The sequence below is a fragment of the Glacieibacterium frigidum genome (genome assembly GCF_007097155.1).
Classification (GTDB): Bacteria; Pseudomonadota; Alphaproteobacteria; order Sphingomonadales; family Sphingomonadaceae; genus Glacieibacterium; species Glacieibacterium frigidum.
Map to the genome: position 1 here is coordinate 1,548,652 of NZ_VJWA01000001.1, position 26,104 is coordinate 1,574,755.

Consider the following 26,104-nt stretch of genomic DNA (forward strand, 5'->3'; position numbering starts at 1 on the left):
CTGCCAATGTTCGATTTTCTCTCCGCACTTCGCCCGGCGATCGTCCTGACGGCGCTGTTCACCCTGCTGCTCGGCGTTGGATACCCGCTCGCCATCCTTGGCATTGGCCAGGCGGCGTTCCCGCACCAGGCGAATGGCAGCCTGATCGTCGACGACGGCAAGGTGGTGGGCTCCGAACTCGTCGGCCAGGCCTTCACGAGCCCGCGCTATTTCAACACCCGCCCCTCGGCGGCGGGCAAGGGCTATGACGCCAATTCGTCGTCGGGCTCGAACCTCGGCCCGACCTCGAAGGCGCTCGCCGAGCGGATCGGCACCGACATCGCCGCACAGCGCAAGGCGGGCGTAACCGGCGCCATCCCCGCCGACCTCGTCACCGCCAGCGCCTCGGGCCTCGACCCCGACCTGTCGCGCGCCGCAGCGCTGGTGCAGGTGCCCCGCATCGCCCGCGAGCGGGGGCTGAGCGAGGCGAGCGTCCGCACGCTGGTCGAGAAGCAGATCGAGCAGCCCGCACTGGGGATGCTGGGCGACCCGCACGTCAACGTGCTGGCGCTCAATCGACAACTCGACCGGATGACGCCACTCTCGCGCCCGTGATCGCCGACCGTCCCGCCCCCGAAGCGTTCCTGGCCGCCGCGCGGGCCGAGGGGCGGGGGCAGTTGAAGGTGTTCCTCGGCGCGGCGCCCGGGGTCGGCAAGACCTATGAGATGCTCGAGGACGGCGCGGCGCGGCTGAAAGCGGGCGAGGACGTGGTGATCGGCGTCGTCGAGACGCACGGGCGGGCCGAGACCGAGGCGCTGGTGCGGCCGTTCGAGATCGTGCCGCGTGCCGAGGTGGCGTACCAAGGCCGCACGCTGACCGAGATGGACCTCGACGCGGTGCTGGCGCGCGCGCCCAGCCTCGTCCTCGTCGACGAGCTCGCGCACAGCAACGCGCCGGGCAGCCGGCATCCGAAGCGCTACCAGGACGTCGAAGAGCTGATCGCGGCGGGCATCGACGTCTTCTCGACGATCAACATCCAGCACATCGAGAGCCTGAACGACGTCGTCGCCAGCTTCACCCATGTCCGCGTCCGCGAGACGGTGCCCGACAGCGTTCTCGAGACCGCCGAGATCGAGGTCGTCGACCTGCCGCCCGACGAGCTGATCGAGCGGCTGAAGGCGGGCAAGGTCTATGTCCCCGACGAGGCAAGCCGGGCACTCGGGCACTTCTTTTCCAAGTCCAACCTCCAGGCGCTGCGCGAGCTCGCCCTGCGCCGCGCCGCGCATGTCGTCGACGCACAGATGCTCGACCATGTCCGCGCCCACGCGCTGGCGGGCAATTTCGCCGCCGGCGAGCGCATCCTGGTCGCGGTCAGCGAGGCGCCGGGGGCGGCCGAGCTGGTACGCGCCGGCAAGCGGCTGGCGGACGCGCTGCATGGCACCTGGACCGCGCTGCACATCGAGACGCCGCGCAGCCGCGCGCTGGGCGAGGCCGAGCGCCAGCGCCTGTCGGAGACGCTCGCGCTCGCGGCGCAGCTCGGCGGCGTCACCGCCAGCATCCCGGCGGCGAACGTCGTCGACGGCCTCGTCGCCTATGCGACCGAGGCGCGGATCACGCAGCTGGTCGTCGCCAAGTCGACGCGGTCGCGGTGGTTCAAGCTGCGCCACGGCTCGGTCGTCGACCGGCTGGTGCGCGAGACGCCGGGCATGGCGGTGCATGTTTTGCCCGACGCCGGCGGCGCGGCGACGCCGGGAGCGAGCGCCCCGATGCCCGGCCCGCCGCCGCTCGCCTATGCCAAGGCGCTGGGCCTCGTCGCGGCGACGGTCCTGCTGTCGGCGCTGCTCGTGCCGCTGATCGGGCTGGGGGCGATCGACCTGATCTTCCTGCTGCCGGTCATGGCGGCGGCGACGCTGTACGGCCTGCGCCCGGGGCTGGCGGCGGGGGTCGCGGCGAGCCTCGCGTTCAACTTCTTCTTCCTGCCGCCGCTCTATACCTTCACGGTTTCCGATCCGTCGAACCTGCTGACCGCGGTCGTCCTGCTCGGCGTCGCGGTGGCGGCCAGCCAGCTCGCGGGGCGGGTGCGGGCGCAGGCCGATCTTGCGGCATCGAGCGCGCGGCAGAACGCGGCGCTGGCGGGCTTCTCGCGGGCGCTGACCGGTGGCACCGACCTCGCCGAGCTGGCGCAGGCGATCGCTGCCGAGATGGCGCGGCTGTTCGACGCGAAGGTCACGCTGTGGACGGGGGAGGGCGGCCTGACCCTGATCGCCGCCAACCCGCCGGAGGACCGGCTGGGCGCGGTCGAGCGTGCGGCGGCGCAATGGGTGCTCGACCGCGGGCTGCCGGCGGGGCGCGGCTCGGCGACGCTGCCCGCCGCCGACTGGCTGTTCCATCCGCTCAAGACGTCGAGCGGCGTCGTGGCGGTGCTGGGACTGGCGCGCGACGACGGGCGCGATCCCGTCCGCGCCGACCAGCTGCCGCTGCTGCTCGGCCTGCTGGACCAGTCGGCTCTCGCGGTCGAGCGGCTGCGCCTGACCGACGAGATGGCCGAGGTGTCGCGTCTGAAGGACCGCGACCGGCTGCGCGCCGCGCTGCTGTCGTCGGTCAGCCACGACCTGCGCACCCCGCTGACCGCCGTCATCGCCGCGACCGCCGAACTGCGCCGCCAGCTGGCGGGGCAGGCGGATACCACCGCGATCGACACGCTCGATACCGAGACGCAGCGGCTGGCGCGCTTCGTCGCCAATCTGCTCGACATGGCGCGGGTCGAGGCGGGGGCGCTCCGCCTGTCGGTCGAGCCGGTCGACCTGACCGACGCGGTGGCCGGCGCGGTGCACGACCTGCGGCGCTCGCTGGAGGGACATGCCATCGACCTCGACGTGCCGCCCGACCTGCCGCTGGTGCGCGTCGACCCGCAGCTGTTCCACCATATCCTGATCAACCTGCTCGACAATGCCGGCAAGTATTCGGACCCCGGCGCGACGATCGCCATCCGCGGGCGGCGGACGCCCGACGCGCTGACGCTGGAGATCATCGACGCCGGGCCGGGCCTGCCGCCGGGGCGCGAGGCGCAGGTCTTCGAGACGTTCACCCGGCTGGAGGGGTCGGACCGTTCGGCGGGCGGCACGGGGCTGGGGCTCGCGATCGTCAAGGGCTTCGCCGAGGCGATGGGCATCGCGGTGGGGGCCGCCAACCGCGGCGAGCCGCGCGGCGCGGTGTTCAGCTTGCGCTTTCCGGCCGCCCTGCTGATGCGCGCGACCGAGGAGGGTGCATGAAGCCGCGGACGATCCTGGTCGTCGACGACGAGACGCAGATCCGCGTGCTGCTGCGCGCGACGCTGGTGCGGGCCGGCTACGGCGTCGTCGAGGCGGCGACGGCGCGCGCGGCGCTGGCGTCGCTCGACATCGACAAGCCCGAGGCGGTGCTGCTCGATCTCGGCCTGCCCGACCGCGACGGGCTGGAGCTGCTGCCGCTGATCCGCGCGAAGACGCAGGCCCCGGTGCTCGTCATCTCGGCGCGCGGCGAGACCGAGCAGAAGGTCGCGGCGCTCGACCTGGGAGCGAACGACTATGTGACCAAGCCGTTCGACACCGAGGAGCTGCTCGCCCGCGTTCGCAGTGCCCTGCGCCAGGGTGAGGCGCGCGAGGGCATCGCCCTGCCGATCGTCGCGGGCGACGTCAGCATCGACCTCCATGCCCGAGAGATCCGGCGGGGCGGGGCGGAGGTGCACCTGACCCCGCGCGAGTATGGCGTGGTCGCCGAACTCGCCAAGCACCCAGGGCGGATCGTCACCCATGCGGCGTTGCTGACCAACGTCTGGGGGCCGGGCTACCGCGACAATATCGAGTATCTGCGGGTCGTGATGCGCAACCTGCGGCTGAAGCTGGAGGCCGATGCCAGCCGCCCGGTGCTGCTCGTCAACGAGCTGGGGGTCGGCTACCGGCTGCGCGTGCCCGAAATGGCCAGTCGATGACGCTCCCTGCAAACAGCGCCCACCAGACGATGACCGGCTGAAACGCCAGCCGGGGGCCGTGGTAGCCCCAACCGAGCGCACTGCCGCCGACCGCGATGCTGTTCAGCGCGTGATTGACGTTCGCCGGGTAGACGCACACCGCATAGAGCGCGAGGCCAATGCCCGCCGCCTTGCGCAGGCGCGGCACGAAGAGGCCGATGGCGCCCGCGATCTCGGCGATGCCGGTCAGCAGGATGACAATGCCCGGCATCGGCACCCAGGCGGGGGTGATGGCGAGGAAGGGGGCGGGCGACCGCACGTGCAGCACGCCGGCGACGAGAAACGCCGCCGCGAGCACCCAGCGCAGCACGGTGCGGGCGGTCTCGACGCTTGAGCGTGTCGTCATCCGCTTGGTGACCCCTACGAGAATCGAACTCGTGCTTCAGCCGTGAGAGGGCCGCGTCCTAACCGCTAGACGAAGGGGCCGTGAGCGGAGGCGCGTGGATAGGGGCAGCCGCCCCGCCCGTCAAGCCGCCGCAGCAGTATCCAGCACACGCGCGTCCTTCAACGCCTCCGCGAGCAGGAATGCCAGCTCGAGCGACTGCGACGCGTTGAGGCGCGGGTCGCAGTGCGTGTGATAGCGGTCGCCCAGCGTCTCGTCGGTCACCGCGATCGCGCCGCCGGTGCATTCGGTGACGTTCTGCCCGGTCATCTCGGCATGGATGCCGCCCGCGAAGCTGCCCTCCGCACGGTGCACGGCGAAGACCTGGCGGACCTCGGCGAGGATGCGGTCGAAGGGCCGCGTCTTGTAGCCGTTGGCGGCCTTGACGGTGTTGCCGTGCATCGGGTCGCACGACCAGATCACGTTGCGGCCCTCGCGCCGGACAGCGCGGATCAGGCGGGGCAAATGAGCCTCGACCTTGTCAGCGCCGAAGCGCGTGATCAGCGTCAGGCGGCCCGGCACGTTGCCCGGGTTGAGCGTGTCGATCAGGCGGAGCAGGTCGTCGCTTTCGATCGACGGGCCGCACTTCAGGCCCAGCGGATTGCCGACGCCGCGCAGGAACTCGACGTGAGCCGAACCTGCAAAGCGCGTCCGGTCGCCGATCCACAGCATGTGCGCGCTGGTGTCGAACCAGTCGCCGGTCAGGCTGTCCTGCCGCGTCATCGCCTGTTCGTAGCCGAGCAGCAGCGCCTCGTGGCTGGTGTAGAAGCTCGTACCCTTCAGCTGGGGCACCGTCTCGGGCGAGATGCCGCACGCCGCCATGAAGTCGAGCGCCTCGCCGATCCGGTCGGCGACTTCCTGATACTGCGCCGACCACAGCGAGCGGCCGGTGAAGTCGAGGTTCCACTTATGGACCTGGTGCAGATTGGCATAACCGCCGCTGGCGAAGGCGCGCAGCAGGTTGAGCGTCGCCGCCGACTGCATATACCCGCGCAGCATCTTCGACGGATCGGGTTCGCGCGCCGCGGCGGTGAAGGCGATGTCGTTGACGTTGTCGCCGCGGTAGCTGGGCAGCGTCACGTCGCCGATCGTCTCGGTATCGCCCGACCGCGGCTTGGCGAACTGCCCCGCCATGCGGCCGACCTTCACCACCGGCAGCTTCGACGCATAGGTCAGCACGACCGCCATCTGCAGCAGAACGCGGAAGGTATCGCGGATGTTGTTGGGGTGGAACTCGGCGAAGCTCTCGGCACAGTCGCCGCCCTGGAGCAGGAAAGCCTTGCCCGCCGACACGTCCGCAAGAGCAGCGGTGAGGTCGCGCGCCTCGCCCGCGAAGACGAGGGGAGGGTAGGACTTGAGCTCGCTCTCGACCGCCGCCAGCGCCGCCTGATCGGCATAGGCGGGCAGCTGCTGCGCGGTGTGGCCGCGCCACGTCTCGGGGGTCCAGTTGCGGGCGTTGGTCATAACGCCCAGCGATGTGCGTCCGAACGCGCCGCGATGCAAGCATGGCGGCCTAAGTTCACACTGAAGCGAAGCCCATGCATGGTGTTTGCACGCTCGCGGCTGGACGCGAAGATGAACAAGTAAGCGAATTTGATGGCCACGCGCTGCTTTCTCCACGCCGCGCCGAGTTTGACGAGCCATCCGGCAGCAACGAGTTCGCCGACCAAGCTGTATAACCGATATGGTTATATTTGTCAAGCTCGGCAGAACGCGGGTATCGCTTCACCTACGCTCACGAGCATTGTGGTACCGAATGCGGCAAGACCTAGCCGATCACTTGCTCGCCCCGCCGTCCTTGAACTCGACCCTCAGCGCCAGGAATGGCCCCCTCCCTCTGTTCTGCACTGCGTGCAATTCTTCGGGCTCCGCCGATTCCGCGACGGATGTGGGGATTGCCGGGACATCGACCCGCGAGGTCTCGACCGGCTTCCCGTCGACGAGCTTGTAGGAAATATAGGTGATCGGCTGCGGCTGCTCGAAATACATTACACTCGGCCACCGATGGTCGTGGATCGGCTCAGTCGAGCCAGGCGAGATGCTGACCCGCAGGACGCGGACCCGATCGTTTTCCAACAGTATCTTATGGCTCTGAGGTGCGGCGGTAACAGCTTCGAAGCGGTCAGGCCCTGCCGCCAACGCGCCCGAAGCGCCCCCGAGGAAGAACAGTCCACACGATACAAGACTTCGCAGCATCGACAGATCTCTCAGACAATCAAACAGATCGAAGATGTATCGCGTGGATGGATCGCAATGCCAATCGGTAGCCGGATCGCGCCGCGCCGCGCAGCTACCTCATGAGGACCAATTCCTCGCTCATCGTCGGATGCAGCGCCACGGTGTCGTCGAACTGCGCCTTGGTCAGCTTCGCCTTGATCGCGATCGCCACGGCCTGGAGAACCTCCGGCGCGTCGGGGCCGATCATGTGGGCGCCGACGACGCGGTCGGACGCGCTGTCGACGACCAGCTTGTACAGCGCGCGCTCGTTGCGGTTCGCGAGCACGTTGCGCATCGGGCGGAAGTCGGATGTGTAGACCTTGACCGTGCCGAGCGTGTTGCGCGCATGTGCCTCGGTCATGCCGACGCTGCCGAGCGGCGGGTTGGCGAAGACGGCGCTCGGCACGCAGTCGTAGTCGACGGTCCACGGCTTGTTGCCGAACTGCGAGTCGGCGAAGGCATGGCCCTCGCGGATGGCGATCGGGGTCAGCTGGATGCGGTCGGTCACGTCGCCGACGGCGAAGATGTTCTCGACGTTGGTGCGGCTGTTGGCGTCGACCGCAATCGCACCGCGGTCGTCGAGCGCGACGCCCGCGGTCTCGAGGCCCAGCCCCTCGATGTTCGGACGGCGGCCGACGGCGAACAGCAGCAGGTCGGTCTCGATCGGCTCCTCGTCGCAATCGGTATGGATCAGCAGACCGTCGGCCGTCTTTTCAATGCGCTGGAAGTTGCAGTTGAAGCGGAAGTTGATGCCCTTGGTCATGCTGATCGTCAGCAGGCGGTCGCGCAGCGCAGGCTCCCAGCCGCGCAGGATGGTGTCGCCGCGGTTGACCAGGGTGACGTGGACGCCGAGCTCGTGGAAAATGCCCGCGAACTCGTTGGCGATATAGCCACCGCCGGCGATCACGACCTTCTTCGGCAGCTTGTCGAGGTGGAAGACCTCGTTCGAGGTGATGCCGTGCTCGACCCCTTCGATCGTCGGCAGCGCCGGGCGCGCGCCGGTGGCGATCAGCAGCTTGTCGAAGGTGATTTCCTTGCCGTCGACCTCGACCGAGTGCGCGCCGGTGATCACCGCGCGGCCGTGATAGGTCGTGACCTTCTGCGCGTCGAGGTTGGTCTGGTAGATGGCGTTGAGCCGGTCGACCTCGGCCAGCACGTTGTCGCGCAGCGTCGGCCAGTCGAAGCCCTTCGAGCCCAGCGTCCAGCCGAAACGGCGGGCGTCGACCAGGTCCTCGGCGAAGTGCGCGCCATAGACGAGCAGCTTTTTGGGCACGCAGCCGCGGATCACGCAGGTGCCGCCGACGCGGTGCTCCTCGGCGACGGCGACGCGGGCACCGTGGCCGGCGGCGATGCGTGAGGCGCGGACACCGCCCGAACCGGCACCGATGACGAAAAGATCATAGTCGTAGGTCGACATGCACGCTCCTTGGCTCGCGTGCTCAAGTAGGTGGCCGCACCCTTCCACGCAAACGCAGAGTGGCGGTCAGACCAATCGACGCAGTCGATCAGTCGAGGCGGCTGCGTGCGGCTTCCCAGTCACGGCCGTCGAAGGCGCGCACCGTAGCGGTGACCCCGTCGGTCGCATCGAGCGCGCGCCAGTTGACGCTATAGCCGTCGGGGTGCGAGCGCGGGACGTAGAAGCTCTTGATCCCGCACGTCGCGCAGAACAGATGCCGCGCCGCGCCGGTGCCGAAGCGATAGTCGGTCAGCGCGGCTGTGCCCGACTTCAGCTCAAAATCGGCGCTGCCGACGATCAGGTGCAGGAACCCCGTCTTGGCGCAGATCGAGCAATTGCAGTCGAGCAGCTCGACGTCGCGCGGCACCGCGACCGAAAAGCGCACCGCACCGCAGTGGCAGCCGCCCGTCAGCTTCAGCGTTTCGCCCACGCCGCCCCCTGGCTGCGGACGAGGTCGACGAGATCGCCGGTCGCGGCGTTGACGTCGATCAGGTGGAGCCCCCACGCCGCCTGGACCTGGCCCGCCACGACGACATCGCCGGCGATCGTGTCGACGCGCGGGTCGGCGGGGTCGCCGTCGGTGCGGATCGCGAGGTAGGACGCGCCGCCGGTGCTGCGGCACTCGGCGGACAACAGGCCGGGCAGGGCGACGAAGTCCGAGGTGATCGTCGTGCCCTTCGCCCAGACGGGCTGGGCCGCGGCGTCGGCGACGATCGTCGAGCGTGCCGGCAGCAAGGGCTTGAGCGTCGCGCGTCCGCCGCCGAGTGCCGCAGGGTTGGTGCAGGCGACCGCGCTCGCGGCATCGGCGCTGCGTCCGAAGCGCGTGTCGGCGGGCGGCACGGTCTCGTCGCGGAACGAGACATAGGTGACGACGCACCCGGTCTGGGTCTTGCTGCGGCACAGCGGCGTCGACTTCAGGTCGCCGCCGATATCCTTGCCCGCGGGCACGAGGACGTTCGTGCCGATCAGGTAGGTCGCGATCACGCGGGCGGCGACGGGCTTGCCCTCGATCTCCTGCGCCAGCAGCGCCCTGAGGACGCCCGAGCCCTGGCTGTGGCCGATCAGCACGACGCCGCGCCCGCCGTTGTCGCGCTTCAGGTAATCGGCCCAGGCGGCCGACACGTCCTTGTAGGCGAGCACGCGGTCGGCGGTCATCGCCTGGCCCAGCAGCACCGCGCGCAACGCCGCGAGCGTCACCTGGCGGTACAGCGGCGCGTAGGTGCGGCAGACCTCGCGGAACGGCGCGAACTGGATCTTGGCGACCGACAGCTCGGCCGGATCGGCGGTCATGTCGCTGTTGCCGCCGGGATCGGTCGAGACGGTCGGGTAGACGTAGAAACAGTCGATCTTGGCGTTGGCCGGGGTCGAGGGCAGGGCGGCCTCGGTCAGCTTGCCGTTCGCCGCGACGCTGGTGACGCGGTACGGCGCACCGCACGCATCGGCGCGGCCCGGGCGGCACAGCCAGCTCGCGTCGGCGGTATAATCGACCGGAGCGGCGGGTGCGGGCTGGGCCAGCGCGGGCGTGGCAGCGAGCGCAAGCGCGGCTGCAGCGAAGAACTTCATCGGCATCATCCCCTTGATTGTTTGCCGGCACCCTAGCGATGCGTGCGGCCATTTGCCTAGCCGTTACGGGGCTTGCACCGCGTCATGTAACAACGTATCACGCCGGCCATGTCCGAACGCACGAACAGCTGGCTCGACCGCTCGGCGATGGGCTTGTCGGGGCTGTGCCTGGTGCACTGCCTCGGCGGCAGCCTGCTGCTGACCGGCCTGACGGCCGCGGGCGGTTTCTGGAGCCACCAGGTTCATGCCATCGGGCTGATGATTGCGCTGCCGCTCGCCGCGGTCGCGCTGCTCAAGGGCATGCGCGCGCATCGCCGCGGCTGGCCGATGCTTATGGGCGGCGTGGGCCTCGCGATGATGGCCGGGTCGCTGCTGCTGCCCCACGGTCCCGGCGAGATTGCGATGTCGATGGCGGGTGCGGCGCTGCTCGGCGTCGCGCATCTGCTCAACCTGCGCTGGTTGCGCGCCTAGCGCCGGTCGAGCAGGCGCGTCACGCTGCCATGGCGCGTGCGGCTGTGGCGGACGCCCGCCGCCTTGCTCTCGGCCTCGAGCGCGTCCCGGATGGCGCGCAGCTCATGCTCGGTCAGATGCTCGATGCCGATGAATTCGTCGCGCGCCAGCGCGGTGGCGCGGATGAGCTCGTCGAGCTTGGCGTGGAGCGCGGCAGCATCGCGGTTCTGCGAATTCTGGATCAGGAAGACGATCAGGAAGGTGACGATCGTCGTCGAGGTGTTCACGACGAGCTGCCACGTGTCCGAATAGCCGAACAGCGGCCCCGTGCCGGCCCAGACGATGATCGCGCCCAGCGCCAGCACGAAGGCCAGCGGCTGCCCGACGAACGCCGCGACGCGGTTGGCGACGCCCGTGAAGATCCTGTCCATGCTGCCCCTCGCTTGCCGCGCACGGCGCGCGCGCCCATATTCCCTAGCATGGCTGCACATGCACACCACGACGCCCCCGGCCCCGCACTCACGCTCGCGGCGCGCGGCGCGGTCGAGCGCGGCGGCGAGCAATGGACCGACCTGCGTGCCACGGTGTTCGAGGCGCTCGCCGATTTCGAGAAGCCCGCGAGTGCGTACGACGTGACCGAGGCCGTGTCGAAGCGCCTCGACCGGCGCGTCGCGGCGAACAGCGTGTATCGCATCCTCGACCTTTTCGTCGGCACCAACGTCGCGATGCGCGTCGAAAGCCGCAACGCCTATCTGGCGAACGCCCACCCCGATTGCCGCCACGACTGCATCTTCCTCGTCTGCGACGGCTGCGGATCGACGACGCACATCGACGACGACCGGATCGCCGACCAGGTGCGGGGTGCCGCAAGCGCCACGGGCTTCACGCCGGTGCGCCCGGTGCTCGAAGTTCGCGGGCGCTGTGTGGCCTGCGCGACACCGGCGGCAATCGACAAGAGTGGCTTAGACCGCTAATCCTGCGCGCTATACCCGCGATCATGGGCGAGCCATCAGTGACCGAACGACTTAGCACGCCGCTTCTCGACACGGTGACCTATCCCACCGACCTCCGCGGCTTCGACATTCCGCAGCTCAAGCAGGTTGCCGACGAACTCCGCTCCGAGCTGATCGACGCGGTCAGCGTGACCGGCGGACATCTGGGCGCCGGCCTCGGCGTCGTCGAGCTGACGGTTGCCATCCACCATGTCTTTGACACGCCGTCGGACCGGCTGATCTGGGACGTTGGCCACCAGGCCTATCCACACAAGATCCTGACCGGGCGGCGCGACCGAATCCGCACCTTGCGCCAGGGCGGCGGCCTGTCGGGCTTCACCCGGCGCAGCGAGAGCGAGTACGACCCGTTCGGCACCGCGCACAGCTCGACGTCGATCTCGGCGGCGCTCGGCTTTGCGGTCGCCAACAAGCTGAAAGGCCAGCCCGGCAAGGCGATCGCGGTGATCGGCGACGGCGCGATGTCGGCGGGCATGGCGTACGAGGCGATGAACAATGCCGGCGCCGCGGGCAACCGGCTCGTCGTCATCCTCAACGACAACGACATGTCGATCGCGCCGCCGGTCGGCGCGCTGTCGGCCTATCTGGCGCGCATGTATTCGTCGCGGCCGTTCCTCGAGCTGCGCGATGCCGTCAAGCAGATGGCGCGCCGCACGCTCGGCCCGAACCTGAAGCGCACCGCCAAGCGCGCCGAGGAATATGTCCGCACGCTCGCCACCGGCGGGACGTTGTTCGAGGAGCTCGGCTTCTACTACGTCGGCCCGATCGACGGACATAATCTCGAGCATCTGATCCCGGTTCTGGAGAATGTCCGCGACGCCGCGGAAGGCCCGATCCTCGTCCATGTCGTGACGCAGAAGGGCAAGGGCTACGAACACGCCGAGGCCGCGCCCGACAAGTATCACGCGGTGCAGAAGTTCGACGTCGTCACCGGCGGACAGGTCAAGGGCAAGGCCGGGCCGCCGAGCTATACCAACGTCTTCGCGAAAGCCCTGATCGACGAGGCGCGGCGCGACGAGACGATCGTCGCGATCACCGCGGCGATGCCGTCGGGCACCGGCCTCGACAAGTTCGAGGCAGAATTCCCCGACCGGCTGTTCGACGTCGGCATCGCCGAGCAGCATGCAGTGACCTTCGCGGCTGGTCTCGCGGCACAGGGCATGCGGCCGTTCGCGGCGATCTACTCGACCTTCCTGCAGCGCGCGTACGACCAGGTCGTCCACGATGTGGCGATCCAGAACCTGCCCGTGCGCTTCGCCATCGACCGCGCCGGCCTCGTCGGTGCCGACGGCGCGACACACGCCGGGTCGTTCGACGTCGCCTATCTCGCGACCTTGCCCAACATGGTCGTGATGGCCGCGGCCGACGAGGCCGAGCTGGTCCACATGGTCCACACCTGCGCGATGCACGACAGCGGGCCGTCTGCGGTGCGCTATCCGCGCGGCGAGGGCACCGGCGTGCCGCTACCCGCGGTGCCGATCCGCCTCGAAATCGGCAAGGGGCGGGTGGTCCGCGAGGGCAAGACCGTCGCCATCCTGTCGCTCGGCACGCGCCTGACCGAATCGCTGGCGGCCGCCGACGATCTCGAGGCACGCGGGCTTTCCACGACGGTGGCCGACCTGCGCTTCGCCAAGCCGCTCGACCATGACCTGATCCGCAAGCTCGCGATCAGCCACGACGTGCTGGTGACGATCGAGGAGGGCGCCGTCGGCGGCTTCGGCGCGCACGTCCTGACCTGGCTCAGCGACGAGGGTCTGACCGACAACGGCCCCAAGGTCCGCACCATGCGCCTGCCCGACATCTTCCAGGAGCATGACGGTCCCGCGGCGCAGTACGTCACTGCCGGCCTCGACGCCCCGGCGATCGTCGCGACGGTGCTGGAGGCGCTGCGGCACAATAGCGTAGGTGTGATCGAGGGCGCGCGGGCGTGACGATCCGGCCGGGCAAACTCAGTACCGGCGACGTCAAGATTACCCGCGTGCTCGACGACACGACGCTGCTGACGGCGCGGGTCAACGATCTCACCCGCACCGTCGACCAGCTGAAACAGCAGGTCGAGGCGCTCAGCGCAGCGCGGCGCGATGACCAGGCAGCGCTCGCCGCGCTCCAGGCGCGCTATTCCCAGCACGTCCACCGCGTGCGCGGGATGGTCGGCACGGGGTTCATGACCGGACGCATCGACGGCCAGTTGCGCAAGTATATCTTCCCCGCCGAGACCGACGAAGCCCGGCGCATGCAGGCGTCGACCTTCCCGCCGGAGGGCTGAGCCGGGTGCTCTTCGTTCACCGGCCGACCATTCGCACCCTGTTCGCATGACCAAGCCCCGCGCCGACCAGCGCCTCGTCGATCTCGGCCTCGCCGAAAGCAAGACACGTGCGCAGGCGCTGATCCTCGGTGGACATGTCTTCCTCGGCGACCGCAAGGTCGACAAGGCGGGGCAGGCAGTGGCGGCGGACGCGGTGCTGACGGTGAAGGGGCGCGATCATCCCTGGGTGTCGCGCGGCGGGGTGAAGTTGGCGCACGGGCTCGACCATTTCGCCTGGGATGTGGCGGGCGTCACGGCGATCGATGTCGGATCGTCGACGGGGGGCTTCACCGACGTACTGCTGACGCGCGGCGCCGCCCATGTCTTCGCGGTCGACAGCGGCACCAACCAGCTCGCGTGGAAATTGCGCGAGGATGCGCGCGTCACCGTCCTCGAACAGACCAATGCGCGCGCGCTGACGGCGCATGAAATCCCGGTGCCGGTCGACCTGATCGTCTGCGACGCGAGCTTCATCGGGCTGGCAAAGGTGCTCGCGACCCCGCTGACCTTCGCGAAGCCCGGTGCGTGGCTGCTCGCGCTGATCAAGCCGCAGTTCGAGGCGGGGCGGGGCGAGGTCGGCAAGGGCGGGGTGGTGCGCGACCCCGAGATTCACGCGCGCGTTTGTGCCGAGGTCGCGGCGTGGCTGACGGGGCAGGGGTGGACCGTCCACGGAACCACGACGAGCCCGATCACCGGCCCCGAGGGCAATGTCGAGTTTCTGATCGCCGCGTCACTTGAGCGTCTCGCCGACCAGGCTGACGGTCAGCGCGATGACGGCGAGGTTGAACCAGAAGGCGATCAGGCTGTGGATCAGCGCGACGCGCCTTAGCCCGCGTGCGGTGATCGACACGTCGGACACCTGGAAAGTCATGCCCAGCACGAAGGCGAAATAGGCGAAATCCCAATAGGTCGGGTCGGCGTCGCCCGGAAAGTCGAGCCCGCCGCGATCGCGCTTGCCGTCGCTGAGGTAATAGGCGTGCGCATAATGGAACGCGAACAGCAGGTTGCCGAACAGCCACGCGGCGAACAACGTCCCGCCCGACAGTGCGAGATTGCCGCCGCCCGGCGTGGTCAGCTCGAACCCCACCGCGACGACGACAACCGCGACGACGACGGCCGCGATCAGCAGCAGGACGAGATGATCGGGCTCGTTCTCGGCGGCGCGGCGGCGCATGCCCTCAGCCGCTTCGCCGCCCAGCGACCAGGCGAAGGCGATCAGGAACGCCGCGACCGCGATGTCGAACCCGCCAAGGATCGCAGGCACGAGGTCGACGCGCAGCGCCAGCGCGGCGGTCGCGGCGGCGAACACCGCGAAGAACAGCACGAAGCGCGCATAGCGCCTCGCGAGGTTCACCGGCGGCGGCCGGTCAGTAGCACCGCGGTGCCCGCCAGCGCCGCGATCAGCGACCCCGCGACGATGCCGAGCTTCGCCGCGTCGATCTGGGCCGCGTCCGAAAACGCGAGGTTGGCGATGAACAGGCTCATCGTGAAGCCGATGCCGCAGAGCAAAGCCGCGCCCCAGACCTGCCGCCACGTCGCGTCCGCGGGACAATCGGCGAGATCGAGACGGACCATCGCCCAGACCGCGCCGAACACGCCGACCTGCTTGCCGACGACGAGCGCGACCGCGATGCCGAGCGGCAGCGGCGCGATCAGCGCGGCGGGCGCGATGCCGCGCAAGTCGAGCCCCGCGTTGGCAAAGGCGAACAGTGGCACGACGATGAACGCAACGATCGGCGACAGCGCATGCTCGAGGCGCAGTAGCGGCGAGGTCGCATCCTCCGGCCGGCCGCGCGTGACGCGCAGGGGGATCGTCGCGGCCACCGCGACCCCGGCGAGCGTCGCATGGACGCCCGACTGCAGCACCGCGAACCACACGCCTGCGCCGATCAGCAGATAGGGCCAGACCGCGTCGATCTTCGCGCGATTGAGCCCGCCGAGTAGCGCGAGCATCGCCGCGGCGGCGCCGAGCGCGAGGAAGTTGATCTGCTCGGTATAGGCGACCGCGATGATGACGATCGCGCCGAGGTCGTCGATGATCGCGACAGCGGTGACGAACAGCTTGATCGACGCCGGCACGCGGCTGCCGAGCAGCGCGAGGATGCCGAGCGCAAAGGCGATGTCGGTGGCGGCAGGGATCGCCCAGCCATGCAGCGCGTCCGGGTCACCGCGGTTGATCGCGATAAAGATCAGCGCCGGGACCGCCATGCCCGCCAGCGCCGCGACGACGGGCAGGCGGCGGCGTGCGGGCGACGACAGCTCGCCGTCGAGCAGCTCGCGCTTGATCTCCAGCCCGACGAGCAGGAAAAACAGCGTCATCGGCGCGTCGTTGATCCACGTGCGCAGGTCGTGCCCGGCGAAATAGGTGCCGAGCGTATCGAAATACACGTCGGACACGGGGCTGTTCGCGACGACCATCGCCAGCGCCGCCGTGGCGATCAGCAACAGGCCACCAGACGAGCCGTTCTGCAGGAAGCGGCGGATAGCGGTGATCGGTGTGCGGCGCTTCATCGTCCCTGTGTAGCGCGTGACCGCGCCCCGGGCATTAATTTCCGGTCGTCAGGCGCGTGCCGCGTAGTTGGTCGCGACCCAGTCGCGGTAGCTGCCGTCGAGAACGCGCCGCCACCACGGCTCGTTGTCGAGATACCACTTCAGGGTCGCTGCAAAACCCGCTGTAAAGTCACGCGCCGGCATGTAGCCGAGCTCGTCGCGTGCGCGGCGTTCGTCGATCGCATAGCGACGGTCGTGACCGGGGCGGTCGGCGACGGTGGTCTTCAGGCTGGCGGTCGCCCGGCCCTGCGCGGCGGGCGCATCGGGGAAGCGGGTGGCGAGGCTGGGGTCGCTGGCGAACGCCGCATCGACCGCCGCGCACAGCGTGTCGATGACGGTGATGTTCGGCAGTTCCGCGCCGCCGCCGATGCAATAGGTCTCGCCGATCTGGCCGCGCGCCAGCACCGCCTCGATCCCGCGGCAATGATCCTCGACATGGAGCCAGTCGCGGATCTGCATGCCGTCGCCATAGATCGGCAGGTTGCGGCCGTGCAGCGCGTTGATCAGGAACAGCGGGATCAGCTTTTCCGGGAATTGATACGGCCCGTAGTTGTTCGAGCAGTTCGAGGTCGTGACCTGCAGGCTATAGGTGTGGTGATACGCCCGCACGAGATGGTCCGACGCCGCTTTCGACGCCGAGTAGGGCGAATTGGGTGCATAGGCAGTCGTCTCGCTGAACGCCGGGTCGTTCGCCCCGAGCGAGCCATAGACCTCGTCGGTCGAGACATGGTGGAAGCGGTGCGGCTTTGCAGCCTCGCCGAGCCAGACGGTGCGCGCGGCTTTCAACAGGCTGTGCGTGCCCAGGATATTGGTGTCGATGAACGCGTCGGGGCCGTGGATCGAGCGGTCGACATGGCTCTCGGCGGCGAAATGCACGAGCGTATCGATGGCGCGGTCGCGGAGCAGGGCCTCGACGAGCGCAGTGTCGCGGATATCGCCCTCGACCAGGTCGGCGGTCGCGCCGGTCAGGTTGTCGCGGTTCCCGGCATAGGTCAGCGCGTCGAGGACGACGACGGTATCTCCGGCATGGTGCGTGTTCCAATAATGCACGAAGTTCGCGCCGATGAAGCCCGCGCCGCCGGTAACGAGGAGGTTAGCCACGCGCGATCTCCTTGATGCAATCCCGCAGCTCATCGCGCCAATGTCTTGCAGGGCCGATGCTATTCCACGTCGCGGTCTTGTCGAGCACGCCGTAGGACGGACGCCTGGCCGGCGTCGGGTAGTCGGCGGTGCGGATCGGCAGGACGCGGCAGGGGCGGACAAGGACGCCTGCCGCGAGCGCCTCGTCGTGGATCGCCACGGCGAAATCATACCAGCTCGCAACCCCGGCGTCGGTGGCGTGCCACAGGCCGGTGGAGCCTTTCGCGGTCAGTGCCCAGATCGTGCGCGCCAGCGTCGGCACGTGCGTCGGCGTGCCGATCTGGTCGGCGACGACGCGGACCTCCGCGCGCTCGGCCATCAGGCGCAGCATCGTCCGGACAAAGTTCGCACCGTTCGCCGCATAGACCCAGGCTGTCCGGACAATCAGCGGGTGGCCATGAAATTCGACCGCCGCCGCCTCGCCGTCGGCCTTGGTGCGGCCATAGGCGGAGACCGGGTTGGGTGCTGCGTCGGGCAGGTAGGGCGTGTGCGCGGTGCCGTCGAAAACGAAATCGGTCGAGACGTGCGCGAAGGCGGCGTGCGCGGTGCGTGCGGCGGCCGCCAGCAGCCCGACGGCGTTGACGTTGACGCGGCGTGCAGCGGCCTCGTCGGCCTCGGCCTTGTCGACGGCGGTGTAGGCGGCCGCGTTGATGATGAGCGTCGGGCGGGCGTCGGCGACGACGCTCGCGACGGCATCGGCGTCGGTGATATCGAACTCGGCCTCCGCCGGCGCGATGACGGTGACGCCTGCGGGGGCAGTCGCCTGCAGCGCCCGGCCAAGCTGCCCGCCGCTGCCGGCGATCAGCGCAATCATGCGAACACCTCGGCGTCGGCGAGCAGCAGCGCGGCGGCGTCCTTCGCCGACAGCAGCGGTGGTGCGTCGAGCGGCCAGTCGATGGCGATCAGCGGGTCGTTCCACGCGATGCCGCGGTCGTGCGCGGGGGCGTAGAGCGTCGTGCATTTGTACAGGAAATCAGCGGTTTCGCTCAAAGTCACGAAGCCGTGCGCGAAGCCGGGAGGGACCCACAGCAGGTGCTTGTTGACGGCACTCAGCTCGTGCCCCGTCCATTTTCCGAAGTTCGGGCTCGAGCGGCGGATGTCGACCGCGACGTCGAACACCGCGCCCGCAACGACGCGCACCAGCTTCCCCTGCGGCTCGACGATCTGATAGTGCAGCCCGCGCAGCACGCCCTTCGCCGAACGGCTGTGATTGTCCTGGACGAACGCCGCGTCGATGCCAATGTCGGCAAAAGTCGTAGCGTTCCAGCTTTCGAGGAAGAAACCACGGTCGTCGCCGAAGACGCGGGGTTCGAGCAACTTGACCTCGGGCAGAGCGGTGTCGTGGACGATCACCCCGCCATCCTCAGCTGATCGAGCAGATATTCGCCGTAACCGCTTTTGCGCAAAGGCGCGGCGATGCGCTCGAGCTGCGCGGCGTCGATGAACCCCTGCCGCCAGGCGATCTCCTCGGGGCAGCAGATCTTCAGGCCCTGCCGCTCCTCGACGATGCGGACATAAAGCCCGGCGTCGAGCAGCGAGGCGTGGGTGCCCGTGTCGAGCCACGCGAAGCCACGGCCCATCAGCTCGACTTCGAGGCGGCCCGCTTCGAGATAGGCGCGGTTGAGATCGGTGATCTCCAGCTCGCCGCGCGCCGACGGCTTGATGTCTCGCGCCTGCCGCACCGCGTCGCCGTCGTAGAAATACAGGCCGGTGACGGCATAGTTCGACTTCGGCTCGGCGGGCTTTTCCTCGATCGTCGCGGCGCGGCCCGAGGCGTCGAACGACACGACGCCGTATGCCTGCGGGTCCTTGACGTAATAGCCGAACACCGTCGCGCCGTCGGTGCGGGCATCGGCCTTGGCCAGCAGTTCGGGCAGGCCGTGGCCGTAGAAGATGTTGTCGCCCAGGATGAGCGTCGAGGGCTGGTCGCCAACGAAGTCAGCGCCGATGTGATAGGCCTGCGCCAGCCCCTTGGGCTCGGGCTGCACGGCATAGTCGATGCGCATGCCCCAGTCGCTGCCGTCGCCGAGCAGGCCGCGAAACGCCGCGCTGTCGGCGGGCGTGGTGATGATCAGCACCTCGCGGATGCCCGCCAGCATCAGTACCGACAGCGGATAATAGATCATCGGCTTGTCGTAGACGGGCATCAGCTGCTTCGAGACCGGCTTGGTCAACGGATACAGGCGTGTGCCGCTGCCGCCCGCCAGGATGATACCGCGCCGTGCCACACATGCCCCCTTCAAGACGCAGGCGCAAGTTAACCGCCCGCAGCAATCTTGCAGCCCCTCAGACGCCGTACGACCCGGGGCGCTGGAGGCCCCGGGAGTCTACGATCAGGCGGCCGGCGCCGGCGCTGCGGCCGGAGCCCCCGCCGCGGGCGTGGCGGCCGGCTTCTCGGGCGGCGGCGCGTAGTTCGTCGCGTACTTGATGTTGGGCTTGGCCGCCGTCTTGAACTTGGCGAGCTCGGTGGTCAGCGCCTTCTGGATTTCCTGGCGCTGGATCAGCTGCTGCGCGAACTTGATCGCGTCCTCGCCGATAAACGGCTCGACCTTCGTGCCGGTGACGTGGTTGACGAACATGATCGGCGCGGGTGCACCCTGCGGCTGGTCGGCGAACATGAAGACCTCGTCGCTGTTCTTGCTCGTGATCCGCACGATTTCCTTGGTCAGCGCCGGATTGACGGTCAGCGCGTCGAGCTGGACGGGCGCGCGCTCGAAGCGGATGTTGGCGTTGCTCAGTACGCGGGCCACATCGGCCATCGTCTTGGCGGGCTCGAGGCCGATCTGCGCGATGTTGGCGGGACGCAGGAAGCGGATCTGGTCGATCGTGAAGATCTTGCGCTCGGCGAACAGCGACGGATTGGCGGCGATGTACTTCTGCGCCGATTCGCGCGTCGTCTGGGGCACCTTCTGCGCGATGTCGGTCTGCAGCGCCTGGACGAGGAGGCCGTCGTCGAGACGGCGGCGCGCCAGCAGGAACTGCGGGTTCTTGTCGAGGCCACGCTCGCGCGCGACATCGGCAAGCATCTTGCGCTCGACGACGCGCTGCAGGGCGACCTGCTCGACCTGCTTGCGCGGGGCCGTGGGCGGCGCGCGGAGCAGCTGCAGCTCGGAGTTCAGCTCGTGGACCGTCACGTCGTCGCCGTTGACGGTAACCACGACCTGGCCCTTCGGTGCCTCGTCCTTCTTGTCGCCGCACGCCGCGGTGAGCGCAGCCAGCGAGATTGCCGCCACGAGTGCCGCCCGGTTACCGATACGCATCGTATTTCCTCCACACCCCGAAATCATGACCTGCCTAAACCCGTTGCGCGGGCTCGCGTCAATACGGTCGCCCGGTCAGGGCGCGGAGCATCGCCGCCGCCTGGACGCGATTGCCGCGCAGCAGCCGGCGCGCGATCAGCGCCAGCGACAGCGCGCCGTGCACCGGCAGCAGCCACGGCCGATGCCGTTTGATGAAGCCGTGGCGCGCGCGCAGCATGTAATATTCCGACATCGCGCTGCGGCCCCCCGCCGTGCCGCTCGACCCGATCGAGCCGCCCTCCTTGTGATAAACGACCGCGGCATGCGCGAATGCAGTGACGAACCGGCCGCGGCCGCGCACCGCCCAGTCGATCTCCTCGAAATAGAGGAAATAGCTTTCCTCCATCAGGCCGACGGTCTCGAGAAAGCCGCGCGACACCGCGAGCGACGCGCCGAGGACGAAGTCGGTCTGGCGGGCGATCAGCGCGGGGTCGAAGGGCATGCTCGCCGGCTGGTTGAAGCCGAGGCCGCGCGACTGGCCAGTCCACATGCTGAACACGCTGCCGCCAAGCGCCTGGATGTGGGTGGGGCGGTGATAATAGCGCACCATCGTACCGCACATGCCGACGCGGTGCGTCGCGTCGAGGCGCTGGATCAGTGCGGCAGGCGCCCGCGGGTCGATGACCGTATCGTTGTTGAGCAGCCAGAAATAGTCGACGCGCGGGTCGAGCAGCAGGTGGCGCAGGCCGACGTTGTTGCCGCCCGCGAAGCCCAGGTTGCCGCCTGAATCGATCAGCGTGACGTCGACATCAGCCGGCGGCGTCGCCGCGGCGGTCGCGGCGTCGAGGCGGATCACTTTGATTGGCTTCGCCACCGGGGGCTGCGAGAAGCGCGCCATGTCCGGGTCGGCTGGCTGCGCGGGCAGCCCGCCCGCGGCCCATTCGGCGATGCGGTCGAGCGAGCCGTCGGCGGACGCGTTATCGACGACGACGATGTGCACTTTGGTGCCCGCACGAAGCACCGATTCCAGGCATTCGATCGTGTCCGCCCAGCGGTTCCAGTTGACGAGGACGATGCCGAGGCGCCGGGTCACCGGTTCCACCCTTCGGCCTGCGAGGCGCCGCCGACGGCGCGCACCATCTCGGCGGCGCGGAACAGCCGGGTGCGGGCGAGCATGGTCAGGCCCCGCCAGCGGTTGCCGAGGCCGCTGAGCCGCTCGGAGACGAGCAGCTGCGCGCCGCTGACCGGCACCGACAGCGCGACCGCCGCCGCCCGGCCGTACCATTTCCACATCGCGCGACGATGGGCGCGGTGGTCGGCGAGGTCGTGCGCCACCTGCCGCCGCCACTTGGTCGCCAGCGCGTCGAAGTCGGGGCGCGCCGGGTGATAGATGCGCATCGCAGGCACGTAGCGCGCCGGCAGCCCCAGCGCACAGGCGCGCCGCCCCCAGTCGCGGTCCTCGGCCACCCCGATCCCCGCGAACGGCCCGACGCGGGCGTGGACGTTGCGCCCCATCGCGAGGTTGCCGGTGCCCGAGAAGCGCAGCTTGCGGATGTACATCGCCTGGCGATAGGCGAAGACAGCCTCATAGGCCTCGGCAGCCGTCATGCGATCGGGATCGGCGAAATCGATGCGCACGTCGCCGCCGACGACGCTGTGGTCGGGGTCGGGCTCGACGGCGTCGACTGCGGCCTGCAGCCACCCGGCCTCGGCCCGGCAGTCGGCGTCGATGAACGCAAGGACGGGTCCGCGGGACGCCGCGACCCCGGTGTTCCGCGCCGGACCCGGACCGGGCGTCGGCTCGACGACGAACTTCACCTGCGGGTAGGCGGTGCGCACCGCGTCGAGCGGCACCGTAGAGCCGTTGTCGGCGACGATGATCTCGAACGTCCCGTGGTCGAGGTGCTGGCCAGTGACCGACGCGAGGCAACGCGCCAGTGCATCGGGCGTGTTGAGATGGGGGATGATCACGGTTGCCCGCGGTTGGCCGTCACCGATCGCCACAGCCAACCCCCCGCCTCAAGCCGATGCTGCAGTGCAATAAGGAGAGGTGCCTCAGGCCGCAAGCTTCGCCATCGCCGCCGACATCAGCAGCAGCGACGACACGCCCGGGTAGCGGTAGCGGAAGCGCGTCTCGGCCCCGTCCTGCACCTCGAGCAGCTCGTGCGCATGCGCGAAGTGGCGCAGGTCGCGCTCGATCGTGACGGGCGGAATGTTAGCCCCGACCTCGGTATAGACGTCGTCGACGGTGAACCAGCCGTCGGCGCTGCTGCCGGCGCGCGCCGCGGCGACGAGCAGCGGCCACTGCGCCCGGGCATCGTCGCGCGCCAAGATCGCCTGGATGCGGCGGGGCAGCGAGGCGTTCCAGTCGGTCAGCACCTTCTCGACCGCGACGCGGCCATGGCTCTCGTCGACGCTGACCCGGTGCTCGTCGAGCGCCGCGGTGCCGGCGCGGTGGCCGAGCAGGCGAACGAGATAGGGCGATCCGCCCGCCATCGTCGCGATCATCTCGACCGCCTCGCCGGAGTAGGAAATGCCCGCCGCACCCTCGCCGAGCGCGAGGATCGACTTGACCTCGCCGGCGGTCAGCGGCCGCATCGGCAGGCCGACGATGTTACGCCGGATCGACGGCGCGTAGCCGACGAGCTCGTCGAGGTTCTGCGCGACGCCGGTCAGCACGAGCTGGACGCGCGCCGCCCGGTCGGACAGGTTCTTGATCAGCTCGGCGACGTCGCGGCGGAACGCCGGATCGAGGACGCGGTCGTACTCGTCGAGGATCAGCACGACGCGCGTGCCGACGACATCGGCGAACAGGTCGCTGACCTCGCGCGGGCCGAACTCGCTCTCGGGCAGCAGGCTGTCGAAGGTCGCGTGCGCGTCGTTGTCGATCGCCGTCGGCAGCACGTCGCGGTGGTAGAGCATCGGGATCTTCGACGCGAAGGCGCGGAACATCGTGTCGAAGCGCGCCTCCGTCCCGCAGCTGCCGTAGACGACGAGGTAGCGCGCCTCGCGGGCCGTGTCGGCGAAGACGTGGACCAGGCTGGTCTTGCCGATACCGCGCTCGCCGTAGACGACGACATGGACGCGCTGCTGCTCGATCGCGGCGATCAGCTGCGCCAGTGCATCGTGGCGACCGGCGAAACGCTCACGCGCGATCACCGGCTGCGAGGCACCGAGTGCATCGCGCAGCGCCAGCCGCTTGCGCGCCAGGTTTGGATCGTCGCCGGTGCTCGCGACGTCGTCCGAGGCGGTGGCGGAGAAGCGCGGCAACTCGGGGCTGTCGTCGGTTTCGACCGGACCGCGCCACAGCGTATCGAGGAAGGCGGGGCGCTGGCGCAGGCGGGCATCGATCGTCGAGAAAGCGGGGGAGGGGCGCGTCGCCACCTCACCATCGTCGGTCGCGGTGTCGGCTTCCTGCCGGTCGCCACGTGACCAAAACTTCCAGCTCATGCATCGATTCCCTAGTGCCTACGGGGCTTCGTCGGCCTCTTGCCACGGCGATAACCCAAAAGACACGGCGAACGCCACAATAAAGCCCCGGCGGGGTTGCCGGTTGCCGCAGCGCTGCACGCCATGCTAGGCGGCAGGGGCTGGCAGTGTTGGCGTACAGGGCGGGAGCGGGCGTGACGAAAACCAAAGCATACGTGCGCGTCGCGACAATGCTGCTCGCCTGCGGGCTGACGGCTCCGGCGGTCGCACAACGTGCTGCGGGCGACGACGATCCGATCATCAACACCGCAGCACCGGCGACCGACGGGATCGGCTCGGTACTCGGCGGCGTCGGCGGGATCCTGCTGCGGGGCCTGAGCATCAGTGCCCAGCTGCAGACGACGTACGACGGCGATATCCGCCGGCTCGGCGAAGGCCTGCGCGACGACGACGACGAGCTCGCGGATTTCCGCATCTCGCCGTCGGTCAAGGTGTCGAACGTGATGTCGGTCGGCCGGCAGCAGCTTTACGTCGAGGGCGAGTACGGGCGCGACTTCTACGTCCGCAATACCGATCTCAACCGCGACCGCTACGGCATCGCCGGCGGGATCAACGCGCAGGCCGGCAGCTTCTGCAAGGGCAATCTCGCGGGCTATTTCCGCAGCCGGCAGCAGCTCAACTCGGAAGCGACGATCGGCATCAGCAATCTGGTCGAGACGACCAATTTCTCCGCGAGCGCGAACTGCCAGCGCCCGGTCGGCATCGGCTTCGGCCTCAGCGCCTCGCACAACAAGCAGGACAACAAGGACCTGGCGCGCGAGTTCTTCGATTCCAGGTCGAACACGATCGGCGGTAACGTCAGCTATTCGCGGCCGCTGCTGGGCACCTTCAGCCTGGGCGGCAGCTATTCCGACGTCAAATATCCCAGCCGCTCGCAGATCATCGGCGGGACCTTCTTCGCGCCGATTACGTCGGACGATGGCGTCGGCATCTATTCGGGCAATCTCAGCTATCGGCGCTCCATCGGGCCGCGGCTGACCGTCAACATCGGTGGCTCCTACTTCGTCGCCAAGTCCAAGCCGCGAGACGTGTTCCTGCAGGTCATCTCGCCCACCCAGGGCTTCATCCTGCAGCCCCAGCGTCGCGAGAATTTCAGCGGCGCCGGCTATATCTTCGGCCTTGCCTATCGGCCCGGCGCGCGCCTGACCATCGACGTGTCGGCCGCGCGCGACATCAGCGAATCGTCGAACGTCGGTGCGCTGTTCACCGTGCGGGACAATTTCGGCGTCGATCTCGGCTACCGGGTCGGGCCGTCGATCACTGCGGGGATCGGTGCAACCTTCGACGTCCGGCGCTATCGCAACCCGTTCTCGTCGCCTGAAGAGATCCAGCCGCGCGTCCGTGACGACATCGGCCGCGTATACGGCCGGGTGACCTACGCGCCGCGACGCCTGTTCAACGTGGACTTCGAACTCGCGCACCAGCGGCGTAATTCGAATCCGTCGATCTATGATTATGCAAGCACCTCCGCGGCGTTGACGCTGCGGGTGAATTTCGGGAGAGGTTGATGCGCCGTCTGATGCTATTCATCGCTGCGTTGTTTGCGGTGGCGACGTCGCCCGCCGCGGCGCAGACGACGCGCGGCTATGTGCTGGGTGTCGACGATGCGATCGTGGTGTCGGTCTATGGCCAGCCCGACGCCGGCACGACGCAGCGCATCAAGGCCGACGGGTCGATCGTCGTGCCGCTGATCGGCAAGGTCGAAGCGGCCGGCGAGACGGTGCTCAGCCTCGCCTCGACGATCGAGAAGAAGTTCGTCGCGGGCGGGTTCTTCAAGGCGCCCGTCGTCAACGTCGAGATCGGCACCTACGTCAGCCGCACCGTCAACGTCGCGGGCAAGATCACGCAGCCGGGCGTCTACCCGCTCGACCGCACCTACCGCGTGCTCGAGGTCCTGCTGAAGGCCGGCTGGGTCAAGGATGCGGGCGCGAACTACGTCTATCTGCGCCGCGCCGACGGCAAGGAGCAGCGTCTCGAGACCGAGGCACTGGTTCGCGGCAGCGCCGACAAGGACCCCGTCCTCGCGCCGGGCGACACGCTGTACGTTCCCGATGCCGACATGTTCTACGTCTATGGCCAGATCAACCGCCCGGGGACCTTCCCGGTGCTGCCGGGGATGTCGGTGCGGCAGGCGATTGCGATCGCCGGTGGCGTGACCGCCTCGGGATCGGACCGCAAGGTCGGTCTCTACCGTGCCGGCGCGAAGGAGAAGGATGAGGTCGATCTCGATCAACCCATTCAAAAGAATGACGTTATCGTCGTGAAAGAACGCCTGTTCTGATAATGTTACGGGCGGGGTGACGACGCCCCGCTTG

27 protein-coding genes and 1 tRNA gene are annotated in these 26,104 nt (G+C 68.9%); 10 read left to right on the forward strand and 18 right to left on the reverse strand.

Annotated features, from left to right (window positions below; translation table 11 throughout):
- Window positions 1-6 precede the first annotated feature (6 nt).
- Genes kdpC through FMM06_RS07395 form a run of 3 tightly spaced genes read left to right on the forward strand, consistent with a single transcriptional unit; the run spans window position 7 to window position 3,949 of the window.
- On the forward strand, window positions 7-594 hold the full coding sequence (gene kdpC, locus FMM06_RS07385) for a potassium-transporting ATPase subunit KdpC (RefSeq protein WP_144236633.1): 588 nt from the start codon (window positions 7-9) through the stop codon (window positions 592-594).
- Window positions 591-3,251, forward strand: coding sequence for a DUF4118 domain-containing protein (locus tag FMM06_RS07390; protein ID WP_407925188.1), 2,661 nt, complete (start codon window positions 591-593; stop codon window positions 3,249-3,251). The genes kdpC and FMM06_RS07390 overlap by 4 nt, the downstream gene beginning before the upstream one ends.
- Window positions 3,248-3,949, forward strand: a complete 702-nt coding sequence (locus tag FMM06_RS07395; RefSeq protein ID WP_144236634.1) for a response regulator — start codon at window positions 3,248-3,250, stop codon at window positions 3,947-3,949. The genes FMM06_RS07390 and FMM06_RS07395 overlap by 4 nt, the downstream gene beginning before the upstream one ends.
- Here FMM06_RS07395 and FMM06_RS07400 read toward each other — a convergent pair.
- From FMM06_RS07400 to FMM06_RS07430, 7 genes are all read right to left on the reverse strand, one after another.
- On the reverse strand, window positions 3,894-4,334 hold the full coding sequence (locus FMM06_RS07400; RefSeq protein ID WP_144236635.1) for a DoxX family protein: 441 nt from the start codon (window positions 4,332-4,334) through the stop codon (window positions 3,894-3,896). The genes FMM06_RS07395 and FMM06_RS07400 overlap by 56 nt on opposite strands.
- Window positions 4,335-4,339: 5 nt before the next feature.
- A tRNA-Glu gene (locus FMM06_RS07405) sits at window positions 4,340-4,414 on the reverse strand.
- Between the two features lie 40 nt (window positions 4,415-4,454).
- Window positions 4,455-5,834, reverse strand: coding sequence for a class II 3-deoxy-7-phosphoheptulonate synthase (locus FMM06_RS07410; protein WP_144236636.1), 1,380 nt, complete (start codon window positions 5,832-5,834; stop codon window positions 4,455-4,457).
- Window positions 5,835-6,146: 312 nt separating this feature from the next.
- Entirely contained in the window at window positions 6,147-6,446 is a 300-nt protein-coding gene (locus FMM06_RS07415) for a hypothetical protein (protein WP_144236637.1), read from the reverse strand.
- A 214-nt stretch (window positions 6,447-6,660) separates the two neighbouring features.
- Window positions 6,661-8,004 (reverse strand): glutathione-disulfide reductase, encoded by a 1,344-nt coding sequence (gorA, locus tag FMM06_RS07420; RefSeq protein WP_144236638.1) that lies wholly within the window; start codon window positions 8,002-8,004, stop codon window positions 6,661-6,663.
- Between the two features lie 88 nt (window positions 8,005-8,092).
- Window positions 8,093-8,473 (reverse strand): GFA family protein, encoded by a 381-nt coding sequence (locus tag FMM06_RS16960; protein ID WP_235889135.1) that lies wholly within the window; start codon window positions 8,471-8,473, stop codon window positions 8,093-8,095.
- Window positions 8,458-9,615, reverse strand: a complete 1,158-nt coding sequence (locus FMM06_RS07430; RefSeq protein WP_235889137.1) for a DUF3089 domain-containing protein — start codon at window positions 9,613-9,615, stop codon at window positions 8,458-8,460. The genes FMM06_RS16960 and FMM06_RS07430 overlap by 16 nt, the downstream gene beginning before the upstream one ends.
- A 99-nt stretch (window positions 9,616-9,714) precedes the next feature.
- Here FMM06_RS07430 and FMM06_RS07435 point away from each other — a divergent pair, with 99 nt between their 5' ends.
- Window positions 9,715-10,077, forward strand: coding sequence for a MerC domain-containing protein (locus tag FMM06_RS07435; protein ID WP_144236639.1), 363 nt, complete (start codon window positions 9,715-9,717; stop codon window positions 10,075-10,077).
- On the opposite strand, the gene FMM06_RS07440 is transcribed toward FMM06_RS07435, so the two are convergent.
- On the reverse strand, window positions 10,074-10,487 hold the full coding sequence (locus FMM06_RS07440; RefSeq protein WP_144236640.1) for a low affinity iron permease family protein: 414 nt from the start codon (window positions 10,485-10,487) through the stop codon (window positions 10,074-10,076). The genes FMM06_RS07435 and FMM06_RS07440 overlap by 4 nt on opposite strands.
- A 48-nt stretch (window positions 10,488-10,535) precedes the next feature.
- Here FMM06_RS07440 and FMM06_RS07445 point away from each other — a divergent pair, with 48 nt between their 5' ends.
- From FMM06_RS07445 to FMM06_RS07460, 4 genes are read left to right on the forward strand one after another with little or no spacing between them, the layout of a single operon-like run.
- Window positions 10,536-11,030 (forward strand): Fur family transcriptional regulator, encoded by a 495-nt coding sequence (locus FMM06_RS07445; protein ID WP_144236641.1) that lies wholly within the window; start codon window positions 10,536-10,538, stop codon window positions 11,028-11,030.
- 23 nt (window positions 11,031-11,053) lie between these two features.
- Window positions 11,054-12,997: a 1-deoxy-D-xylulose-5-phosphate synthase gene (gene dxs / locus FMM06_RS07450; RefSeq protein ID WP_144236642.1), complete on the forward strand. Its 1,944-nt coding sequence runs from the start codon at window positions 11,054-11,056 to the stop codon at window positions 12,995-12,997.
- Complete coding sequence (locus tag FMM06_RS07455) at window positions 12,994-13,332, forward strand: hypothetical protein (RefSeq protein ID WP_144236643.1); 339 nt, start codon at window positions 12,994-12,996, stop codon at window positions 13,330-13,332. Before dxs ends, FMM06_RS07455 begins: the two co-directional genes overlap by 4 nt.
- A gap of 46 nt (window positions 13,333-13,378) precedes the next feature.
- The gene (locus FMM06_RS07460; RefSeq protein WP_144236644.1) at window positions 13,379-14,200 is read left to right on the forward strand and encodes a TlyA family RNA methyltransferase; all 822 of its coding nucleotides are present in this window, start codon (window positions 13,379-13,381) and stop codon (window positions 14,198-14,200) included.
- On the opposite strand, the gene FMM06_RS07465 is transcribed toward FMM06_RS07460, so the two are convergent.
- The 10 genes from FMM06_RS07465 to FMM06_RS07510 all read right to left on the reverse strand — a co-directional run bounded on the left by FMM06_RS07465 (window position 14,102) and on the right by FMM06_RS07510 (window position 23,750).
- A complete protein-coding gene (locus FMM06_RS07465) occupies window positions 14,102-14,725 on the reverse strand; it encodes a DUF1345 domain-containing protein (RefSeq protein ID WP_144236645.1) in 624 nt (207 codons plus the stop codon). The two genes, FMM06_RS07460 and FMM06_RS07465, sit on opposite strands and share 99 nt — an antisense overlap.
- On the reverse strand, window positions 14,722-15,882 hold the full coding sequence (nhaA, locus tag FMM06_RS07470) for a Na+/H+ antiporter NhaA (RefSeq protein ID WP_144236646.1): 1,161 nt from the start codon (window positions 15,880-15,882) through the stop codon (window positions 14,722-14,724). Before nhaA ends, FMM06_RS07465 begins: the two co-directional genes overlap by 4 nt.
- A 48-nt stretch (window positions 15,883-15,930) precedes the next feature.
- Window positions 15,931-17,022 carry a dTDP-glucose 4,6-dehydratase gene (gene rfbB, locus FMM06_RS07475; RefSeq protein WP_144236647.1) on the reverse strand — a complete coding sequence of 364 codons (1,092 nt, stop codon included), beginning with the start codon at window positions 17,020-17,022 and terminating at the stop codon, window positions 15,931-15,933.
- On the reverse strand, window positions 17,015-17,875 hold the full coding sequence (gene rfbD / locus FMM06_RS07480) for a dTDP-4-dehydrorhamnose reductase (protein ID WP_144236648.1): 861 nt from the start codon (window positions 17,873-17,875) through the stop codon (window positions 17,015-17,017). Before rfbD ends, rfbB begins: the two co-directional genes overlap by 8 nt.
- Window positions 17,872-18,414 (reverse strand): dTDP-4-dehydrorhamnose 3,5-epimerase, encoded by a 543-nt coding sequence (gene rfbC, locus FMM06_RS07485; protein WP_144236649.1) that lies wholly within the window; start codon window positions 18,412-18,414, stop codon window positions 17,872-17,874. The genes rfbD and rfbC overlap by 4 nt, the downstream gene beginning before the upstream one ends.
- A complete protein-coding gene (gene rfbA / locus FMM06_RS07490) occupies window positions 18,411-19,289 on the reverse strand; it encodes a glucose-1-phosphate thymidylyltransferase RfbA (RefSeq protein ID WP_235889139.1) in 879 nt (292 codons plus the stop codon). Before rfbA ends, rfbC begins: the two co-directional genes overlap by 4 nt.
- A gap of 105 nt (window positions 19,290-19,394) precedes the next feature.
- A complete protein-coding gene (locus FMM06_RS07495) occupies window positions 19,395-20,321 on the reverse strand; it encodes a hypothetical protein (protein WP_144236650.1) in 927 nt (308 codons plus the stop codon).
- A 58-nt stretch (window positions 20,322-20,379) separates the two neighbouring features.
- Window positions 20,380-21,393 (reverse strand): glycosyltransferase family 2 protein, encoded by a 1,014-nt coding sequence (locus tag FMM06_RS07500; RefSeq protein WP_185965082.1) that lies wholly within the window; start codon window positions 21,391-21,393, stop codon window positions 20,380-20,382.
- Window positions 21,390-22,271: a glycosyltransferase gene (locus FMM06_RS07505; protein ID WP_185965083.1), complete on the reverse strand. Its 882-nt coding sequence runs from the start codon at window positions 22,269-22,271 to the stop codon at window positions 21,390-21,392. Before FMM06_RS07505 ends, FMM06_RS07500 begins: the two co-directional genes overlap by 4 nt.
- Before the next feature lie 84 nt (window positions 22,272-22,355).
- Complete coding sequence (locus FMM06_RS07510) at window positions 22,356-23,750, reverse strand: AAA family ATPase (RefSeq protein WP_144236653.1); 1,395 nt, start codon at window positions 23,748-23,750, stop codon at window positions 22,356-22,358.
- A 173-nt stretch (window positions 23,751-23,923) separates the two neighbouring features.
- Between FMM06_RS07510 and FMM06_RS07515 the strand changes: the two genes are divergently transcribed.
- Window positions 23,924-25,297: an outer membrane beta-barrel protein gene (locus FMM06_RS07515; RefSeq protein ID WP_144236654.1), complete on the forward strand. Its 1,374-nt coding sequence runs from the start codon at window positions 23,924-23,926 to the stop codon at window positions 25,295-25,297.
- Window positions 25,297-26,070 (forward strand): SLBB domain-containing protein, encoded by a 774-nt coding sequence (locus FMM06_RS07520; RefSeq protein ID WP_144236655.1) that lies wholly within the window; start codon window positions 25,297-25,299, stop codon window positions 26,068-26,070. The genes FMM06_RS07515 and FMM06_RS07520 overlap by 1 nt, the downstream gene beginning before the upstream one ends.
- Window positions 26,071-26,104 lie beyond the last annotated feature (34 nt).

Bases quoted from the DNA above. Each gene is read 5' to 3' on its own strand.
- FMM06_RS07445 (WP_144236641.1), top strand. From the start codon at position 10,536: ATGGCTGCACATGCACACCACGACGCCCCCGGCCCCGCACTCACGCTC.
- FMM06_RS07495 (WP_144236650.1), bottom strand. From the start codon at position 20,321: ATGCGTATCGGTAACCGGGCGGCACTCGTGGCGGCAATCTCGCTGGCT.
- nhaA (WP_144236646.1), bottom strand. From the start codon at position 15,882: ATGAAGCGCCGCACACCGATCACCGCTATCCGCCGCTTCCTGCAGAAC.
- FMM06_RS07435 (WP_144236639.1), top strand. From the start codon at position 9,715: ATGTCCGAACGCACGAACAGCTGGCTCGACCGCTCGGCGATGGGCTTG.
- FMM06_RS07440 (WP_144236640.1), bottom strand. From the start codon at position 10,487: ATGGACAGGATCTTCACGGGCGTCGCCAACCGCGTCGCGGCGTTCGTC.
- kdpC (WP_144236633.1), top strand. From the start codon at position 7: ATGTTCGATTTTCTCTCCGCACTTCGCCCGGCGATCGTCCTGACGGCG.
- FMM06_RS07520 (WP_144236655.1), top strand. From the start codon at position 25,297: ATGCGCCGTCTGATGCTATTCATCGCTGCGTTGTTTGCGGTGGCGACG.
- FMM06_RS07395 (WP_144236634.1), top strand. From the start codon at position 3,248: ATGAAGCCGCGGACGATCCTGGTCGTCGACGACGAGACGCAGATCCGC.
- gorA (WP_144236638.1), bottom strand. From the start codon at position 8,004: ATGTCGACCTACGACTATGATCTTTTCGTCATCGGTGCCGGTTCGGGC.
- FMM06_RS07460 (WP_144236644.1), top strand. From the start codon at position 13,379: ATGACCAAGCCCCGCGCCGACCAGCGCCTCGTCGATCTCGGCCTCGCC.
- FMM06_RS07410 (WP_144236636.1), bottom strand. From the start codon at position 5,834: ATGACCAACGCCCGCAACTGGACCCCCGAGACGTGGCGCGGCCACACC.
- FMM06_RS07510 (WP_144236653.1), bottom strand. From the start codon at position 23,750: ATGAGCTGGAAGTTTTGGTCACGTGGCGACCGGCAGGAAGCCGACACC.
- rfbD (WP_144236648.1), bottom strand. From the start codon at position 17,875: ATGATTGCGCTGATCGCCGGCAGCGGCGGGCAGCTTGGCCGGGCGCTG.
- dxs (WP_144236642.1), top strand. From the start codon at position 11,054: ATGGGCGAGCCATCAGTGACCGAACGACTTAGCACGCCGCTTCTCGAC.
- FMM06_RS07430 (WP_235889137.1), bottom strand. From the start codon at position 9,615: ATGATGCCGATGAAGTTCTTCGCTGCAGCCGCGCTTGCGCTCGCTGCC.
- FMM06_RS07400 (WP_144236635.1), bottom strand. From the start codon at position 4,334: ATGACGACACGCTCAAGCGTCGAGACCGCCCGCACCGTGCTGCGCTGG.